Below are 15979 nucleotides of genomic sequence, written 5' to 3'. Positions count from 1 at the left end.
AATTGAGTTTTACTGGTGCAGGCCCGGGTAGAGCGGGAACGCGGCGGTGAGTGCCGCGACACGCGTCTGCAGGGCGGCGACGTCGGCGTTGGGCAGCAGCGCGAGCGCGATGATGTCGGCAACCTCGGTGAATTCAGCATCGCCGAACCCGCGGGTCGCGAGCGCCGGCGTGCCGATACGGAGCCCTGACGTCACCATCGGAGGGCGCGGGTCGTTGGGCACCGAGTTGCGGTTCACAGTGATGCGAATGTCGTGCAGCAGGTCTTCCGCCTGCTTGCCGTCGATCTCGGCGTTCCGAAGATCAACGAGCACGAGGTGCACGTCGGTTCCGCCCGAACGCACCGAGATGCCGGCGTCCGCGATGTCTTTCTGGCAGAGGCGATCGGCAAGGATCGATGCACCGCGGACGGTGCGCTCCTGGCGCTCGCGGAATTCAGGAGTCATCGCCAGCTTGAACGCCGTGGCCTTCGCCGCGATGACGTGCATGAGGGGTCCACCCTGTTGGCCGGGGAAGACGGCAGTGTTGATCTTCTTCGCGAGATCAGCGTCGTTGGTCAGGATGATTCCGGAGCGGGGTCCACCGATGGTCTTGTGGACCGTGGTCGACACGACGTGGGCGTGCGGCACGGGGCTCGGGTGGACGCCCCCGGCCACGAGACCAGCGAAGTGAGCCATGTCGACCCACAGGTAGGCGCCGACCTCATCAGCGATTTCGCGGAAGCGTGCGAAATCAAGCTGACGCGGGTACGCCGACCACCCGGCGATGATGACTTTGGGCTTGCTCTCGATCGCGAGGCGACGCACCTCATCCATGTCGATGAGGGATGTCTCGGGGTCAACGCCGTACGCCACGATGTTGTAGAGGCGACCCGAGAAGTTGATCTTCATCCCGTGCGTGAGGTGCCCACCCTGGTCGAGCGCGAGGCCCAAGAGCGTGTCGCCGGGACGAGCAATGGCGTGGAGCACGGCGGCATTCGCTGTCGCACCGGAGTGCGGCTGCACGTTGGCGAACTCGGACCCGAAGAGTGCCTTCGCGCGCTCGATTGCGAGTTCTTCTGCAACGTCGACTTCTTCGCAGCCACCGTAGTAGCGGCGACCGGGGTAGCCCTCGGCGTACTTGTTCGTGAGCACCGAGCCCTGCGACTGCAAGACAGATACTGGAACAAAGTTCTCGGAGGCGATCATCTCGAGGAATCCGCGCTGGCGGTCAAGCTCTCGCTCAAGCACCTGGGCGATCTCGGGATCAACCTCAGAAAGTGGGGCGTTGAAATACTGATCGGTCATGGCAGGCTCCCTGACGACGGCTTTTCGGATAGATGTGTCCGCATCGGCCCAGGCGAGCGATCGAATGCCGTTATCAGTCGCTTCCCGGTGGTAGCCCACCTCAACGCCAGTTGCGACGATGCGAGCATATCGGATCTTTGCCCCCTGTTGCCCGCGTTGGCAATTAGTTAGGGTTCCTTACATGAAGTGTTCTGTTGGCGTGAGGGTATTTCCATGACTCAGCGCCCCGCGGTTGTGCCCGCCCCGGCGATGATTCACGTGGGCGACGGAACCTTTCTGCTCGGCAGCGGAGTTGTCGTCGGCGGTGAGGCCGCGGCATCCGCTCTCTGCGCGCAGCTACTTGCACAGCGCACGGGTCTGGCACTTGAAACCGGCGCGGATGCGCAGCTCTTTTGCGCGCTCATTGAGCACGGCGAACCCGAGTCGTACCGGTTGCGGGTGACCCCCGAAGGCGTGCAGTTGGAGGCCCCGGATGCCGCCGGCCTCTTCTACGGTGTGCACACTCTCGTGCAGCTCGTCGCCCGGCACGACGGCGAATGGATTCTGCCCGCCGTCGAGATCACCGACGCTCCACGCTTTGAATACCGTGGCGTCATGCTCGACGTGGCGCGCCACTTCCACGGTGTCAATACTGTGAGGGGCTACATCGACCGAGCGTCGGCGCTGAAGTTCAATGTGCTGCACCTGCACTTGACCGATGATCAGGGTTGGCGACTCGAGCTGTCGTCGCGCCCCGAGCTCACCGGGTCAGGGGCGGGAACCAGCGTCGGCGACAAACCCGGCGGATACTTCAGCGCGGGCGACTACCGCGACATCGTGGCGTATGCCGCGTCGCACCATATGACGGTGGTCCCGGAATTCGATGTGCCCGGTCACACTCATGCCGTGGGGCTCGGGTATCCGGAGATTGCTGCACCGCCCGCAGTCAGCGAAGCGGTCGACGATGCCGTAGCGCAGTTCGGCGGCGGCATGCCGACACCGGGTGTGCCCTACATCGGCCTTGCCGTGGGGTTCTCCTCCCTCATCATCGACAGTGCCGCGACCGACGAATTTCTCACGGCTGTGTTCGGTGAACTTGCAGCGATGACGCCCGGGCCGTACCTGCACGTGGGTGGCGATGAGGCGCTCGGCACTCCGCCCGCCGATTTCGCCGCATTCATGGCCCGAGTGACGGCGATCGTGGCAAAGCTCGGCAAAACCCCGATCGCGTGGCATGAAGCGGGAGCCGCGCCGGACATTGCACCCAGCACGGTCGGTCAGTACTGGGGGTTCGTTGCGCCCACCGCCGACTCTGCGGAGAAAGCGCGTGCGTTCGTCGCGCATGGTTCGCGACTGATTCTCTCCCCCGCGGATGCCGTGTACCTCGACATGAAAGAGAACGACAGCGATCGCCTCGGCCTCACCTGGGCAAACGGCCCAACGAGCCTCGAACGCTCGTACCGGTGGGAGCCGACGAGCATCATCGAGGGCATCGGCGAAGACGCAATCCTCGGCGTCGAAGCGCCGCTATGGACCGAAACAATCGTCGACGCCGCAGACATCGACGCGATGGCGTTTCCTCGCATCGCAGCGGCCGCCGAGGCCGCGTGGTCGCAGCCGGAGCAGCGCGACTGGGAGTCTTTCCGCGGTCGCGTGGCCGGGCTCGGCCCGCTTTGGTCGCGCACCGGAATAGCTTTTACCCGCGTAGCCGGGGTCGAATGGGCATATGACGAAGACTGAGCACGTATCGGTCGTTCATTCGGCGCGGGTAATTTCCGACGGCGTCGAGACCCGCAACGGCTGGGTCGCGTGGCAGGGCGAACGCATCCTCGGCACCGGCACGGGTGACACGTGGCGTGCACATGCCCACAATTCATCGACGGTGACTGACGCCCGCGGCGGTGTTCTCACACCAGGTTTCATCGACATTCATGGCCACGGCGGCGGCGGTTTCTCCTACGACGACGGAGCGGACGCAATCCGCGCTGCGCGCACCGCCCACCGGGCGCACGGCACAACACGGGCAGTCATTTCTCTTGTTACAGCACCGCTGGGTCTCCTCGCGGAGCGGGTTGCTCTAGTCGCTGCTCTGTCGGAAACAGATGATGACATTCTCGGCTCGCACCTCGAGGGTCCGTTTCTCGAGCACGCACATAAGGGTGCGCACGACCCATCTCTCCTCACCGACGCCACGGCTGAACGGATTGCGATGCTTCTTGACGCCGGGAGCGGCACGGTTCGCCAAGTGACCCTTGCCCCCGAGCTGATAGGCGGCCTCGACGCTGTGCGGCAGATCGTCGCTGCCGGTGCCGCTGCGGGTGCCGCTGCGGCTGTCGGCCACACCGGCGCGACGCTCGATCAGACTGCAGCGGCCTTCGATGCCGGGGCAACGATTCTCACGCACGCGTTCAACGCGATGCCCGGGCTGCACCATCGCGAACCGGGCCCCATCGGCGCTGCGGTGGCCGATCGGCGAATCACCCTCGAGGTGATCGCAGACGGCGTGCACGTGCACCCGCAGATGGTCGCCCTCGCGTTCGCTGCGGCGCCGGGTCGCATCGCACTCGTGACTGACGCGATGGCCGGGGCTGCGGCATCCGATGGCCAGTACGTGCTCGGGTCGCTGGAGGTCACGGTCGAAGATGGGGTCGCGCGGCTGGGCGACGGCACGATCGCCGGTTCAACCCTCACGCAGGATGCCGCAGTGCGCACTGCTGTTTCAGCCGGCGTGCGGCTCGTCGATGCCATCGCCGCGGTGACGTCAACACCCGCGCGCGCCATCGGCTATGCCGACTCCCTCGGCGCGCTGACGCCCGGTTTTCTTGCCGACGCCGTGCTGCTGAACACCGACCTCACCGTGCGCGCGGTGTGGTGCGCGGGGCGACCCGTCGCATAGCCTGCTTCAGGGCGCGGCAATGAGGCGCTACTCCTCATCGACGTCGACGAGCCAACCGATCGACACGCGCACAGTACGCTCAGGCCGCGGAACGGTAGTGGAATCTGGGAACGATGGCAGTGAGTCGTCGCTCTCAGCCTCGCTGAGCCGGACGCCTCGCACAGGCGAAAGGGCGACGGTGCCGGGAACAGGCACGACTTCGATCACGTATCGCGACGGTCGCGCTCCCGCCCAGACACCGTTTCCAAGCTCCATCCGATTGTTCGGCCAAGCTTCTCCAGCCGCCGGCATCTCAGCAGATAGCGGTGCGCCGTGCCCGGGCTTGCGCAACGAGCGACGTTCGCGCACCTCGCGGGTGACAACGTTCACCGCGGTGACACGACCCCGCACGCGGTCGGGAAATTCTTCCTCGTGATGCGACTCGATCGCATCGACTGTTGCTGCGAGGTCCGCGCCGAGCTCGTCGGCAAGCACCGAATGTGCTGCCCGCGTTCTCACTCCGAAGTCGACGTCATCTCCGCAGGCGAAGGCATCGCCGCAGCACGCCCACTCCCAATGCGTTAGCCAGACTTGCGTCATAACGCCTACGCTAACCAGGCCACCCCACAAGCGCACCTTCCTGAGTGTGAGCGCACGAGGCATAGTCAGTCGACACCCGCACTTGCTAGCGTGATGCCATGCCGCAGAGCGAAGATGCAGACCTCGTCCGTGACCTTCAGCGTCTGGTCCAGCGCCTGAACGAAATGCCAGATGACCGTGACGCAGCACTGACACCAATCGGCCTGAAAGTGCGGGACTATCTCGGCGTGGATCCCGCTGGCCTTCCACTGCTGCGCGAAGACCTACCTCCGCACCGACTTGTCGATGCGGACATCGCACTAGACGCGCTCGCCGCGCGTGACAAATCAGCGGTTATTGTCGGCATCGGCGGCGGTCAGGAGCGTCAACACGAGGACCTTGCTGGGCTCTTAGTGCATCGGTTTACACAGTTTCGCGAGGGACAGATCGAGTACGCGACAGCCGCGACCGGCCCATCGAGCACGCGTCAAACCGTCTCGTTTGGACTCAGGATGCTGCACTTCGGTGGCGTCGCGGTCGTCGTCCTGCAGCGTGCAGCCAACCGCATGTTCGGTCGCGAGTCCGCATCGCTAGAAGTCCTCTGCTCGGACGCGACTGTGGCATCGGAATTCATGACAGAGCTACAGCAGCTCATGATCGAGCTGAGCGTAGTGCGCGGCAACGTTGTCGGCTTCGCGCCAAGCGAGTACGGCCAAGGCATCGGTCACATGACGTTCTTGCCCCGCCCCGATGTTGCAGCATCCGAGGTGATACTTTCCCCGGGCCTGCTCGATGACATCCGCGGCCACGTAGTCGACATCGGCGCACACGCCGGGCGCCTCCGGAGTCTGCACCAGCATCTCAAGCGTGGCGTGCTCCTCTACGGCCCGCCAGGAACCGGAAAGACGCTGACAGTGCGACACCTGCTCGCTGCAACACCAGGCACGACCGCTGTCGTCCTGCAGGGAGGAAGCCTCGCGTACGTCGGCGAAGCAGCCCGCTTGGCGCGTGCGCTCTCGCCCGCGATTGTCGTGCTCGAAGACGTAGATCTCGTCGCGATGGAGCGCGGCATGTTCGGTGGACCGCAACCGCTGTTGTTTGAGATTCTTGATGCGATGGATGGCGTCGAGGGCGACACCGACATCGCTTTCATTCTCACGACGAATCGTGCCGATGTGCTCGAGCCCGCGCTCGCTGCACGCCCGGGTCGCGTGGATCTGGCCGTCGAGATTCCGTTGCCGGACGCTACCGCGCGGCGTGCGTTGTTCCGACTGTATGGAGCATCGGTGCCTCTGAGCGGCGAAGTGCTCGATGCGGCCGCCGACCGCGCAGAAGGCGTAACAGCGTCGTTTGCGAAGGAGCTGATTCGTCGAACGGTCCTGCACGCGACGGTTCGAGGCAGCGATGTCGTAGACAGCGATCTGACGGAAGCACTCGATGCAATGCTGGCCGCGCAGGTGGGCATCTCGCGGGTGCTGTTCGGCGGCGATGGTTCTGAATCAGAGCTCGACGCCCCAGGGCATATTACGTTCGGGTACTAGTTCGGATGGTCAGGGCATCCGCCGAGATGTCCAGGCGTCGAGCAGTTCCGCCTAGAAACTGAACTGTTTTCCATTCCTCCAGGTTGATCTCCGTGAACGCCGATCTACCGCAGTTGCAGTGGCCCGCGACGAAGATCTGCTGACGATGCTCTTCCGGACTACGGGCGAAGGCACCCAGCTCGCGTTTATTCGCTGGCGACGTCGGCGACGCCGTTCGCGCTCTCGTCCCACACGGCAAACGAGGGCAGGAAGTGGTGGACGAGGCGTCGGGCCCGAAACCTACCCACTCGCCAATATTGCGGACGCGCATCGTGCTTTTTCTGGCCGGGGCGTGCGTGGCAAGATCGTCATCGTTGACGCACTCTAAATCGGCCGGTGGACAGTATTGGGTGTCAGTTGATGCCAAAAACGAGTGCTGAGGCCCGGTTACTCAAGCGATGGGTTTATCAGCGTTGGCACACGGCGACGCGTGTGGGGATATTTGCGGCAAGGTTTATGTGCACGAACCTAATCTGTCTGTGCGACGAGTCGCACAGACACCTCCCACAGCCTCTCCGCCGCGACAGCATCCAGCGCGTGCGGCAGAACCCCGTGCACTCCGCCCTCGATTGCGCTCACTACCTTCGCCGGATGGCAGTCCTCGTAGTACGCGGGAGTCCCGGGGCCCAGCGTTGCCCGCGTCGCCACGTAGATTGACGTCGCAGCGCCCTGCTCGACGGTCTTCGTGGCATAGCGCTTTTTCATGTCGGCGAGCACGGCAGGGTTCCAGTGACGCTGCAGGTTGGTCCAGATGCCACCGGGCATGACCGCGGCTGCTGCGATTCCATCGCCGTGCCACCGTCGCGTCGCCTTGAGGGCGAAGAGCACGTTGGCCGTCTTCGACTGCCCATAGGCGAGCCCCGGGTCGTACGGGTCTCGTTCGAAGAACGGGTCGTCGAACCGAATGCCCGAGGAACCGTGCCCACTCGAACTGACGGATACGATCCTCGCGCCACCCGCCGACAGCATCGCCGGGTGCAGGGCCTGCGCCAACGCGAAATGGCCGAGGTGGTTGACCGCAAAATGCATCTCCCACCCCTGCGGAGTCCGCATTTCGGGCGAGTCCATGATGCCAGCGTTGTTCACGAGCAGGTTGAGTGGCCCCGACCAGGCATCCACGAAAGAACGAACTGATCCGAGATCGGCAAGGTCGACGAGCGCCACCCGCACAGCGCCGTTGCCGGTGCTGGCGCGGATGTCCGCAGCCACCTGGGCCGCTCTCGCGACGTCGCGGACGGCGAGAGTGACCGCCGCACCGGCCGCAGCCAGGGCGCGGGCCGTTTCGACGCCGATCCCAGATCCTGCGCCCGTGACTATCGCCGTACTGCCTCGTAGGTCGATTCCGTCAATGACCTGGAGCGCCGTTGACTCAGCGTCGAACGCCTCTCGCGGGTCGGGCATTAGCTGAGCCTCGTGTGCGCAATTCCGCCGTCGACGTCTACGACGGCGCCGCGGATGAACGACGCCTCACCCGAGACGAGGAACCGAACGGCGTAGGCCACATCGACGGGCCGCACCGGGCGTCCGGCAACAGTGACAGCTGTCATCGCGGCCAAGACGTCAGCACTCTCGGCGTTGCCCGGAGTGCTCGTTGCCCCGGGCGCGACGGTGTTGACGCTGACCCCGCGCGGCCCATACTCGGCGGCCCAGGTGCGCGTCATCTGCTCGAGTGCCGCCTTCGACGCCGTGTAGATCGCGCCGAACGGCAGACCGACACGGGCCATCCATGAGCCGATGTTCACGACGGATCCGCTCCCGCGCTCGGCCATGGTCGGAGCGAGGGCCGCGACGAGCACGTGCGGAGCACGGATATTGATGGCGAGCACGGCGTCGAGGTCGTCATCACTGAGATCGGCAGTGGCAGTCGCCGGATAGATTCCAGCATTGTTCACCAGAATGTCGATCCTGCCGCCAGCCAGAGCCAGCGCCTCGCTAGCGAAGTGTCGAACGTCGGCAGGCGACGCGCCAAGATCGGCGACGAGAGCTGATGCGGTGCCGCCCGCCTGTTCGATCATCGTGACGACGGCCTGTGTACGACCCGCATCGCGGCCGCTAACGATAACTTCTGCGCCCGACGCCGCGAGCACTCGGGCGATCGCCTCGCCGATACCGCTACTGGAACCGGTGACGAGGGCGGTCTGACCAGCGAGTCGCGCATCCGTTGTGAGCGAGGCAAGTTCTTCTTCATTGGACTTCATGGTCCATTCCTAGCACAAATTGGACCGATGGGTCCATCGAGGTAGTCTGAGCTCATGCAGGAGGCGAACATCACTGAGCGCGGTCGGGCAACTCGCCAGCGCATTATCGAGGCGACCGGCCGCGAGATCCTTGCGTCCGGCATTGGTGGCACGACTCTCGACACCATCCGTGCGGCGACACTCACGAGCAAGAGCCAGCTGTTCCACTATTTCCCTGGCGGCAAGGCCGAACTGGTGCGCGAAGTGGCGGTATGGGAAGCCGGCGAGCTACTCGAAGCTCAAAAGCCGCACATCGACGACCTCGCGAGCTGGGAGTCATGGCACGCCTGGCGCGATGCCCTGGTCGACTACTACATCGGCCTCGGCCGGTGGGCCTGCCCGATCGGTTCGATGGCGACGCAGGCCGCCATGACAGATCCAGAGCTGGCTCGCATCATTACGGAAAGCATGACGAACTGGCGAGCCTCTCTCGCTGCCGGGGTCACCAGGATGCAGGCAGCAGGCAAAGTCCAGGCGGGAGCAGCCCCTCAGCGCATTGCCGTGGCGATCCTCGCCGCTCTTCAAGGTGGCCTCGTTTTGAGTCAGCCCGAGAAAGCTTCGTGGCCGCTTGAGGCTGCCATTGATTCAGCCTTGGATGTGCTCCACACGGCCGGACAAGCGGGCTGATTTCACAAAGCGGGCGGGATGGTTCTTTTTCCATTTCGTAGAGAATCCGGCGCCCGGGTCGATGTTGATGATGCGGCTCCGGCCGCACATCACGCCGCCCGTAGACTGGGGGCGTGTCACAGAGCGTTGAAAATACCCCCGGAATGAGTGCGCGCCCAAGCGTGGTCGACATTCTCGCGTTCATCGTCGAGCTGGCAGCATTTGCGGTACTTGCCGTGTGGGGCTTCTTGGCGTGGCCGTTCGCGTGGAACATTCTGTTCGGCATCGCAACCCCTGCGATCGCGATCCTGGTGTGGGCACTGTTCGTCTCCCCTCGTGCAGTGCTCGCCGTGCACCCATTCGTCCGTGCAATCGCTGAGCTGCTGATCTACGCTGCCGCAACGGTCGTCCTCTGGAGCCTCGGCCTCGTCTGGGCCGGAATCGCTTTCGCCGTCGTCGCCGTCACCGTCGGAGTTATTGCGGGTCGTCGCCGCTTGGCGTGAGTGCGCACACCGACATGAGCTCCGTCCTCGAACAACTTCGCGAAGCTCTCAGCGAGCGCGTTGACACAACGGATGCTGCGCTCGACGCTGCGCGAGCAGACAAGTCGGGGCATGCCGCATCCGGTCGTCCACTCGCCGTCGTGCACGCAGCATCCATTTCTGATGTGCAAGCGACCCTCCGCATTGCCCACGCCTCCGGCACCCCCGTTGTCACGCGCGGCGCCGGCACCGGGCTTGCGGGCGGGGCAAATGCCGGTACCGGTGAGATCGCGCTGTCGGTGCGAGCCATGGACAGCATTCTCGAGGTGCGCGCGGATGACCTACTCGCGGTCGTCGAACCCGGCATCGTGAATGCCGATCTCAACGCTGCCCTTTTCGAGCACGGACTGTGGTGGGCGCCTGACCCGGCCAGCCGCGAGATTTCGACGGTCGGCGGCAATATCGCTACGGGCGCTGGTGGCCTGTTGTGTGCGAAGTACGGAGTTGTTCGCGATGCCGTTCTCGCACTCGACGTCGTTCTCGCTGACGGACGGCTCGTACACCTCGGGCACCGCAGCGTAAAGGGAGTGACGGGCTACGACCTCACGGCGCTCATGATCGGCTCCGAAGGCACCCTCGGCGTCGTCGTCGGCGCAACGCTCAAGCTTCGCCGCCTCATCCCGGGCGAAGTCTGCACGCTCAACGCGACCTTTGCCGATGTGCGCGCGGCTGCGGTTGCTGCGGCGGCCGTAACAGCCTCGGGAACACAGCCGGCAATCATGGAACTGATGGACGCAACGAGTCTCGCGAACGTCCACACTTATCTTGAGCTTCCCCCGCCTCCCCCGGGCGCCGCCCAGCTCACAGTGCAAACCGATGGCCCGACCGCTACTGCCGAGGCCGAGGCGATCTCGGCAGTGCTGCAGCACGCCGGGGGCACGGTGCGAGTAGCGACAACACCTGAAGAGGGCGAATTGCTTCTCCGCATCCGCCGGTCGATGCACCCAGCAACCGAAAAGCTCGGCATGTCACTCGTCGAAGACGTGTCGGTACCGCGGTCGGTTCTGCCCGACATGTTCGATGAGATCGCGCGTATCGAGAAGCAGTACGGGCTCGTCATCCCAACGATTGCGCACGCGGGTGACGGCAACCTGCACCCCAACTTCACGTTCCAGGGCGACGAGGTTCCCGACGTCATCTGGGGTGCCGCAAGCGATCTGTTTCGCTCGGCGCTCCGTCTCGGCGGCACCCTGACGGGCGAGCACGGCATCGGAGTGCTCAAGCGGCAGTGGCTGGCCGACGAGCTCGGCGATGATCAGTGGCACCTGCAGCAGCAGATCAAAGCGGTGTTTGACCCCACCGGCATCCTCAACCCCGGCAAAGTCTTCGCGCGCTGAACCTGCGCTACAGCCCCTGCCACGCAGGTTTGTGCGACCACGCGTACCGGTAGTAGTCACCGAAACGTAGAGCGGATGCCGCAGCCTCATCCACGACCACCGTCACATGCGAGTGCAGCTGAATTGCCGAGCCCGGAACCGAAGCGGTGACGGGCCCCTCGATAGCACCCGCCACGGCTTCGGCTTTGCCTGCACCGAACGCCAACAGCACAAGATGGCGCGCAGCAAGGATCGTGCCGAGTCCCTGAGTGATGCAGTGCTCCGGAACGTCGTCGACGCTTTCGAAGAACCGCGCATTGTCTTCACGGGTCTGTTGCGTCAGCGTTTTCACGCGCGTGCGCGAGGCAAACGATGAACCGGGTTCGTTGAACCCGATGTGCCCGTCCGTGCCGATCCCGAGGATCTGCAGGTCGATGCCGCCGGCAGACGCAATGGCTTCTTCGTACTCCTCGCCAGCGGTCTCAATACCCATGAGGGCCCCCGCCGGCACGCGCACGCGCTCGGGGTCGAGCCCGAGCGGCTCGACGACTTCGCGGCGAATGACGTTGCGATAGCTCTCGGGGTGATCGGGATCGATTCCGACGTATTCATCGAGCGCAAACGCACGAAGCAGCGAAACATCGACGCCACCCACGCGTTCGCGAAGCGCCTCGTAGACCGGCAACGGGGTCGAACCCGTGGCAACGCCCAAGACGGCATCCGGGCGGCGCGTGATCAGTCGCACGATTTCTTCTGCCACGAGTACACCCGCGCGTGCGGCATCGGGAACGATAACAACTTCAGCCATGGTGGTAATCCTCCGTTGTGGTGGGCCCGATCAGCGCCGCTCCGATTGCTGCGACTGCTGACCCCGGGGCGAGCATTTGCAGGCGCTCCGGTAGCCGCAACGAGGTCATGAAAGCGGATGCCGCAGCGCTCTGCGCCAGCTCTTGATCGACGTGCGTCATCAGTCGGTCGCCGAGCCCGGTGAGTCCCCCACCGAGTACGATCGCGTCGGCATCGGTCGTGAGCACCAGTACGCGGATAGCTGCGGCGACGCCTCTCACCAACTCTTCACGAAGCAGCAACCCTCGCTCGTCTCCGCCATCGGCCGCGTCGAACACGTCGCGGATCGGCAGCTCCCCACCCTGCCCCCATCTCTCGGCGACTGCGCCGCCACCGGCGAGCGCTTCGATACATCCACGCTGACCGCATCGACACAGTGGCCCCTGCGGATCCACCGAGATGTGGCCGATTTCGCCAGCTGTTCCTCTCGCACCTCGCCAAAGAATGCCGTCTGACACGATTCCCGCCGCAATTCCGGTGCCGAGGTTCAAGTACGCAATCGTGCCGACGTTCCCGTGCATGGCGTACGCGCCGATGGCCGCTGCTTTTACATCGTTCTCCACCGCCACCGCCACGCCGCCGAGCCGCGGAGCGACCGCGGTGGCCATGTCGAACTCCGTCACACCAAGATTCACTGCGTGCCGCATGCGTGCCGTGCCCGGAACAGTCTGCCCCGGCATTCCGACCCCCACAGAGACGAACTCAACGTCGTCATCGCGAAGTTCCAAACGGAGCTCTTCGACGGCAGCAAGAATCGTGTCGGCAACGGCGTCGGGCCCCCATCCGGTGCGAAGGCGCCGAAGCGCCACGACGTCGCCTTTGGCATCGATCGCTACAGCATCCGTTTTGGTGCCGCCGACGTCGAGCCCCACTTTGAGTGGCCGTCTCCCGGTCGAGGAAACGGCGGATTGCATGTCGCGCATCAGCCTTTTACCGCCCCTGACACGAGTCCACTCGTCATGCGGCCCTGCACGAACAAAAAGAAGATGATCACCGGGATAGCCATCAGCGTTGATGCCGCCATCACAACAGACCAGTCGGTTGCCTTCGTGGCCTGCACAAAACTACGAAGCCATATCGGCAGCGTCTGCGACTCAGGCCGCGTCATGATGACGAGCGCGAACACGAACTCGTTCCATGCCTGAATGAAAGCGAAGACGCCCGTGGCGACGAGACCCGGAGCAAGCAGCGGGAAAGTGACTCGCCAGAAGGCGCCGGTGCGACTGCATCCGTCGATCATTGCCGCCTCTTCGAGCTCAGCTGGCACGCCACCAACGAAGCCGCGCAGCGTCCAGATTGTGAACGGCAGCACGAGCGCGATGTAGACGAAGCTCAAACCGATGATCGTGTTGAGCAGTTGCCAACCATCGAGCACTCGGAAGGTGGAGATGATGAGCGACTCTGCCGGGATCATCTGAATGACAAGGATCGCGATGATGAAGCTCGTTCGGCTGCGAAACCGATACCGCGAGACGGCGACGGCTGCGAGAAACGCAAAGACGAGTGCGACGCCGACCGTGATGACGGTCACGCTCAGCGACACGAAGAGCGCCGGGCCGAATCCACCCTCGACGAATGCATCGACGTAGTTACTCAGCGTGAACTGGTCTGGCCAGAGGTGAGGTGTCGAGGTGCGAACGGCAGCTGCCGGCAACAGCGACGTGTTGACCATCCAATAGACCGGAAAAATCGAGCAGACGATCACGACCAGGGCGGCGGCGTTGAGAGCTACCCGCCCGGTGCGGCGGCGAACGCGGGGGTTCACGAGCGGTCCTCCTTGAGCATCGAGCGAATGTAGTAGGCAGCGATCAGCAGCATGATCACGACGAGAATCACCGAGATCGCACCTCCCGCGCCGAGATCGCCAGAGGCCATCGAAACGCTGTAGATGTAGACACCGATCGTGTTGGTGTCAGCGCGCACACCGCCGATTGTCTGCAGCGCGTAGATCTGCGCGAACACCCGAAGATCCCAAATCACCTGCAGAATCAGCAGCACGATCAAGATCGATCGGATGTACGGCAGCGTCACGAGCCGGAATCGCTGTGCGGGTCCGGCGCCGTCGAGTGAAGCAGCTTCGAGCACTTCGTCGGGCACCTGGGTGAGGCCGGCATACGCGGTAAAGGCGACGAAAGGGATCGCGCCCCACGTGATGATGATCGCTGCGACGGAAAAAAAACTCAGCGGGTCGATGAGCCAGCTGTGCCCGGTCCAGTCGGTACCGGTGATCTGGGTCAAAAAGTAGTTGACGAGCCCGTACTGGGTATCAAAAATCCATCCCCAGACGATCGTGGCCGTAAGCGCGGGCATCGCCCACGCCAGCAACAGCGAGATTGAAAGCGCCGTGCGCATCACGGCACCGAGGCTCTTCATCATGAGCGCGATCAGCACGCCGAGCACCATGGTGGCGGTGACACACGCGAGACACAGCAGGATGCTGCGCGCCAGCACCATCCAGAATTCGCTGTCCGTCAGCACCGCGATGTAGTTGTCGATGCCGATGAACTCAGCCGGCGTGCCAAAGATCTGCGCGCGGCCAAACTCTTGGAACGACATCACGATCATCTGAACGAGCGGCCAGCCGATGAAGACCGCCAGCATGATGATCGCGGGCGTTATCAATGCAAACGGGGCCAGAGACCGCCGACGTCGCGGGTTTTGTTGAGATTCCGGGGCAGGCGGCGACGATGCCACGGGCGGCGCGAGCGTGGTGTTGGCCATCGCGCTTCCTTTCGACGGTGGGTCAATAACGGGGCCAGGTGGAGGCACCTCGCGTGTGCACGAGATGCCTCCGCCGCTGGATTAGCCGTTCAGAATTGACTCGATCGTCTCGTCGGCGTCAGCTGCAAGCTGCGCGACGTCACCGCCGTTGGCGATGTTGACGAAGAGGTCTTGCATGACGCCCTGCGCCTCGACATCGGCCCAATTGGGTGATGCCGGGGTGAGCTTGGCATTCGCAGCGGCGTCGGCAATCACTGCGGCAAGCTCTGGCGTCGCTGCGGCGACCTTGTCTCCGAGTGATGTCTTGGCCGGAACGAGACCGGCTTCCGCCAGAATCGTCTGGTATTCGTCGCTCAGCATGATCTTCAAGGCGCTCTTGGCGAGGTCGGGGTGAGCCGACTTCGCGGCGATCCCCACATTCGATCCGCCAGCAAATACCTGAGCGGCTCCGCCGTCCATTCCGGGCAGGGCGTAATAACCCGTCGTGTCGACGACCGCTGTGTCGTTCTGGTCTTCGTCGGCGACGATCGACCAGTACGCCCAGCTGGGTGCCGAAAGCGTTGCTGCTTGCTCAGTTCGGAAGGGGACCCACGATTCGGTTTCGTCTCCGTCTTTCGCCGCCAGCGAAGCGTTCGTCATGAGATCTTGCACCTGCGAGAGGCCAGCGACCGACTCTTCGCTGGACAGCTGTGCGTCCCACGTGGCATCGGAATTCTCCACGGCGATCTCGCCGCCGTTTTCCCAGACGAACGGAAGCGCGTTGTACCAGTCCTTACCGGGGAAGTAGACGCCAGAGACTCCGGGCAGTGCGTCAGCAAGCGTGACACCGTTCGCGACGTAGTCATCGAGCGTCTCGGGGACAGAGACGCCAGCCTCGTCGTACATCGCTGTGTTGTAGAACACAACGCGTGACCCCGAGTAGTAGGGCGCCGCGTACAGTGTGTCGTCCCAGCTACCGATATCGACGAAGCCGGGCAGAAGATCCGAACCGCCAAGATCTTCCTCGATGTCATCGACGCTCAGCAGCGCACCACTCGACGTGAATGCGGGTGCCTGCGTGTTGCCCATTTCAACGACATCGGGCGAATCGTTGGATGAGAGGCTCGTCGTAAGTTTGTCGACGAGCCCCGTCCACTGCTGCTCTTCAATGACCAGTGTGGAACCAGGATTCTCGTCTTCAAATGTTGAAACGAGATAGTCACGAGCATCCTGTGGGGTATCTGTACCGACAAGCCAGACGCGGATTTCTGCGCTATCAGCACTGGCGGTGTCGCTGCCAGATCCTGCGCAACCGGCGAGGGTGAGAGCGCTGACCCCAAGCAGGGCGACGGCTCCGAGGGACTTCTTCATGTGTTGTCCTTCTGTTTTCTCTGTGGTGAGGGTGAATGCCGCAGACCTCTTGCCAGCGGCTTGT

At 63.8% G+C, this 15979-nt stretch carries 16 protein-coding genes and 1 riboswitch; of the genes, 7 read left to right on the top strand and 9 right to left on the bottom strand.

The genetic code is table 11. The annotated features are described in order from the left end of the window. Window positions 1–9: 9 nt before the first annotated feature. Window positions 10–1284, bottom strand: a complete 1275-nt coding sequence (glyA, locus tag FHS06_RS05995; protein WP_167046721.1) for a serine hydroxymethyltransferase — start codon at window positions 1282–1284, stop codon at window positions 10–12. 39 nt (window positions 1285–1323) lie between these two features. Further along, a riboswitch (ZMP/ZTP riboswitch) is annotated at window positions 1324–1408 on the bottom strand. An 89-nt stretch (window positions 1409–1497) separates the two neighbouring features. Between glyA and FHS06_RS05990 the strand changes: the two genes are divergently transcribed. Further along, a complete protein-coding gene (locus tag FHS06_RS05990; protein ID WP_167046719.1) occupies window positions 1498–3003 on the top strand; it encodes a beta-N-acetylhexosaminidase in 1506 nt (501 codons plus the stop codon). Beyond that, complete coding sequence (gene nagA, locus FHS06_RS05985; RefSeq protein WP_167046716.1) at window positions 2990–4159, top strand: N-acetylglucosamine-6-phosphate deacetylase; 1170 nt, start codon at window positions 2990–2992, stop codon at window positions 4157–4159. Before FHS06_RS05990 ends, nagA begins: the two co-directional genes overlap by 14 nt. A gap of 27 nt (window positions 4160–4186) precedes the next feature. Here nagA and FHS06_RS05980 read toward each other — a convergent pair whose 3' ends face one another. Next, window positions 4187–4738, bottom strand: a complete 552-nt coding sequence (locus FHS06_RS05980) for a DUF6578 domain-containing protein (protein WP_167046713.1) — start codon at window positions 4736–4738, stop codon at window positions 4187–4189. 98 nt (window positions 4739–4836) lie between these two features. Here FHS06_RS05980 and FHS06_RS05975 point away from each other — a divergent pair, with 98 nt between their 5' ends. Together FHS06_RS05975 and FHS06_RS05970 are read left to right on the top strand one after the other, a co-directional pair. After that, entirely contained in the window at window positions 4837–6258 is a 1422-nt protein-coding gene (locus FHS06_RS05975; protein WP_167046711.1) for an AAA family ATPase, read from the top strand. Window positions 6259–6376: 118 nt separating this feature from the next. Further along, window positions 6377–6625 carry a hypothetical protein gene (locus FHS06_RS05970; protein ID WP_167046708.1) on the top strand — a complete coding sequence of 83 codons (249 nt, stop codon included), beginning with the start codon at window positions 6377–6379 and terminating at the stop codon, window positions 6623–6625. Window positions 6626–6765: 140 nt separating this feature from the next. Here the strand turns inward: FHS06_RS05970 and FHS06_RS05965 are convergent, their stop codons facing one another. After that, window positions 6766–7698 carry an SDR family NAD(P)-dependent oxidoreductase gene (locus tag FHS06_RS05965; protein ID WP_167046705.1) on the bottom strand — a complete coding sequence of 311 codons (933 nt, stop codon included), beginning with the start codon at window positions 7696–7698 and terminating at the stop codon, window positions 6766–6768. Then, window positions 7698–8495 (bottom strand): SDR family NAD(P)-dependent oxidoreductase, encoded by a 798-nt coding sequence (locus FHS06_RS05960; protein ID WP_167046702.1) that lies wholly within the window; start codon window positions 8493–8495, stop codon window positions 7698–7700. Before FHS06_RS05960 ends, FHS06_RS05965 begins: the two co-directional genes overlap by 1 nt. A gap of 54 nt (window positions 8496–8549) precedes the next feature. Here FHS06_RS05960 and FHS06_RS05955 point away from each other — a divergent pair, with 54 nt between their 5' ends. The 3 genes from FHS06_RS05955 to FHS06_RS05945 all read left to right on the top strand — a co-directional run bounded on the left by FHS06_RS05955 (window position 8550) and on the right by FHS06_RS05945 (window position 11019). Further along, on the top strand, window positions 8550–9161 hold the full coding sequence (locus FHS06_RS05955; protein ID WP_167046699.1) for a TetR/AcrR family transcriptional regulator: 612 nt from the start codon (window positions 8550–8552) through the stop codon (window positions 9159–9161). A gap of 113 nt (window positions 9162–9274) precedes the next feature. Continuing rightward, complete coding sequence (locus FHS06_RS05950; RefSeq protein ID WP_310734899.1) at window positions 9275–9643, top strand: YrdB family protein; 369 nt, start codon at window positions 9275–9277, stop codon at window positions 9641–9643. A 14-nt stretch (window positions 9644–9657) separates the two neighbouring features. After that, window positions 9658–11019: an FAD-binding oxidoreductase gene (locus tag FHS06_RS05945; RefSeq protein WP_167048017.1), complete on the top strand. Its 1362-nt coding sequence runs from the start codon at window positions 9658–9660 to the stop codon at window positions 11017–11019. 7 nt (window positions 11020–11026) lie between these two features. Here the strand turns inward: FHS06_RS05945 and FHS06_RS05940 are convergent, their stop codons facing one another. The 5 genes from FHS06_RS05940 to FHS06_RS05920 form a co-directional block, all read right to left on the bottom strand. Further along, a complete protein-coding gene (locus tag FHS06_RS05940; RefSeq protein WP_167046696.1) occupies window positions 11027–11806 on the bottom strand; it encodes a glucosamine-6-phosphate deaminase in 780 nt (259 codons plus the stop codon). Continuing rightward, entirely contained in the window at window positions 11799–12758 is a 960-nt protein-coding gene (locus FHS06_RS05935; RefSeq protein ID WP_167046693.1) for an ROK family protein, read from the bottom strand. Before FHS06_RS05935 ends, FHS06_RS05940 begins: the two co-directional genes overlap by 8 nt. 8 nt (window positions 12759–12766) lie before the next feature. Continuing rightward, the gene (locus tag FHS06_RS05930; RefSeq protein WP_167046690.1) at window positions 12767–13609 is read right to left on the bottom strand and encodes a carbohydrate ABC transporter permease; all 843 of its coding nucleotides are present in this window, start codon (window positions 13607–13609) and stop codon (window positions 12767–12769) included. Beyond that, complete coding sequence (locus FHS06_RS05925; RefSeq protein WP_167046687.1) at window positions 13606–14565, bottom strand: carbohydrate ABC transporter permease; 960 nt, start codon at window positions 14563–14565, stop codon at window positions 13606–13608. Before FHS06_RS05925 ends, FHS06_RS05930 begins: the two co-directional genes overlap by 4 nt. Before the next feature lie 81 nt (window positions 14566–14646). Further along, window positions 14647–15915, bottom strand: coding sequence for an extracellular solute-binding protein (locus FHS06_RS05920; RefSeq protein ID WP_167046683.1), 1269 nt, complete (start codon window positions 15913–15915; stop codon window positions 14647–14649). Between the last annotated feature and the right edge of the window lie 64 nt (window positions 15916–15979).

The organism is Microbacterium halimionae, from assembly GCF_011761265.1.
GTDB classification, from domain to species: domain Bacteria; phylum Actinomycetota; class Actinomycetes; order Actinomycetales; family Microbacteriaceae; genus Microbacterium; species Microbacterium halimionae.
The sequence above is the reverse complement of the archived record's forward strand: the minus strand, read 5'-3'. Positions and strand labels throughout refer to the sequence as shown.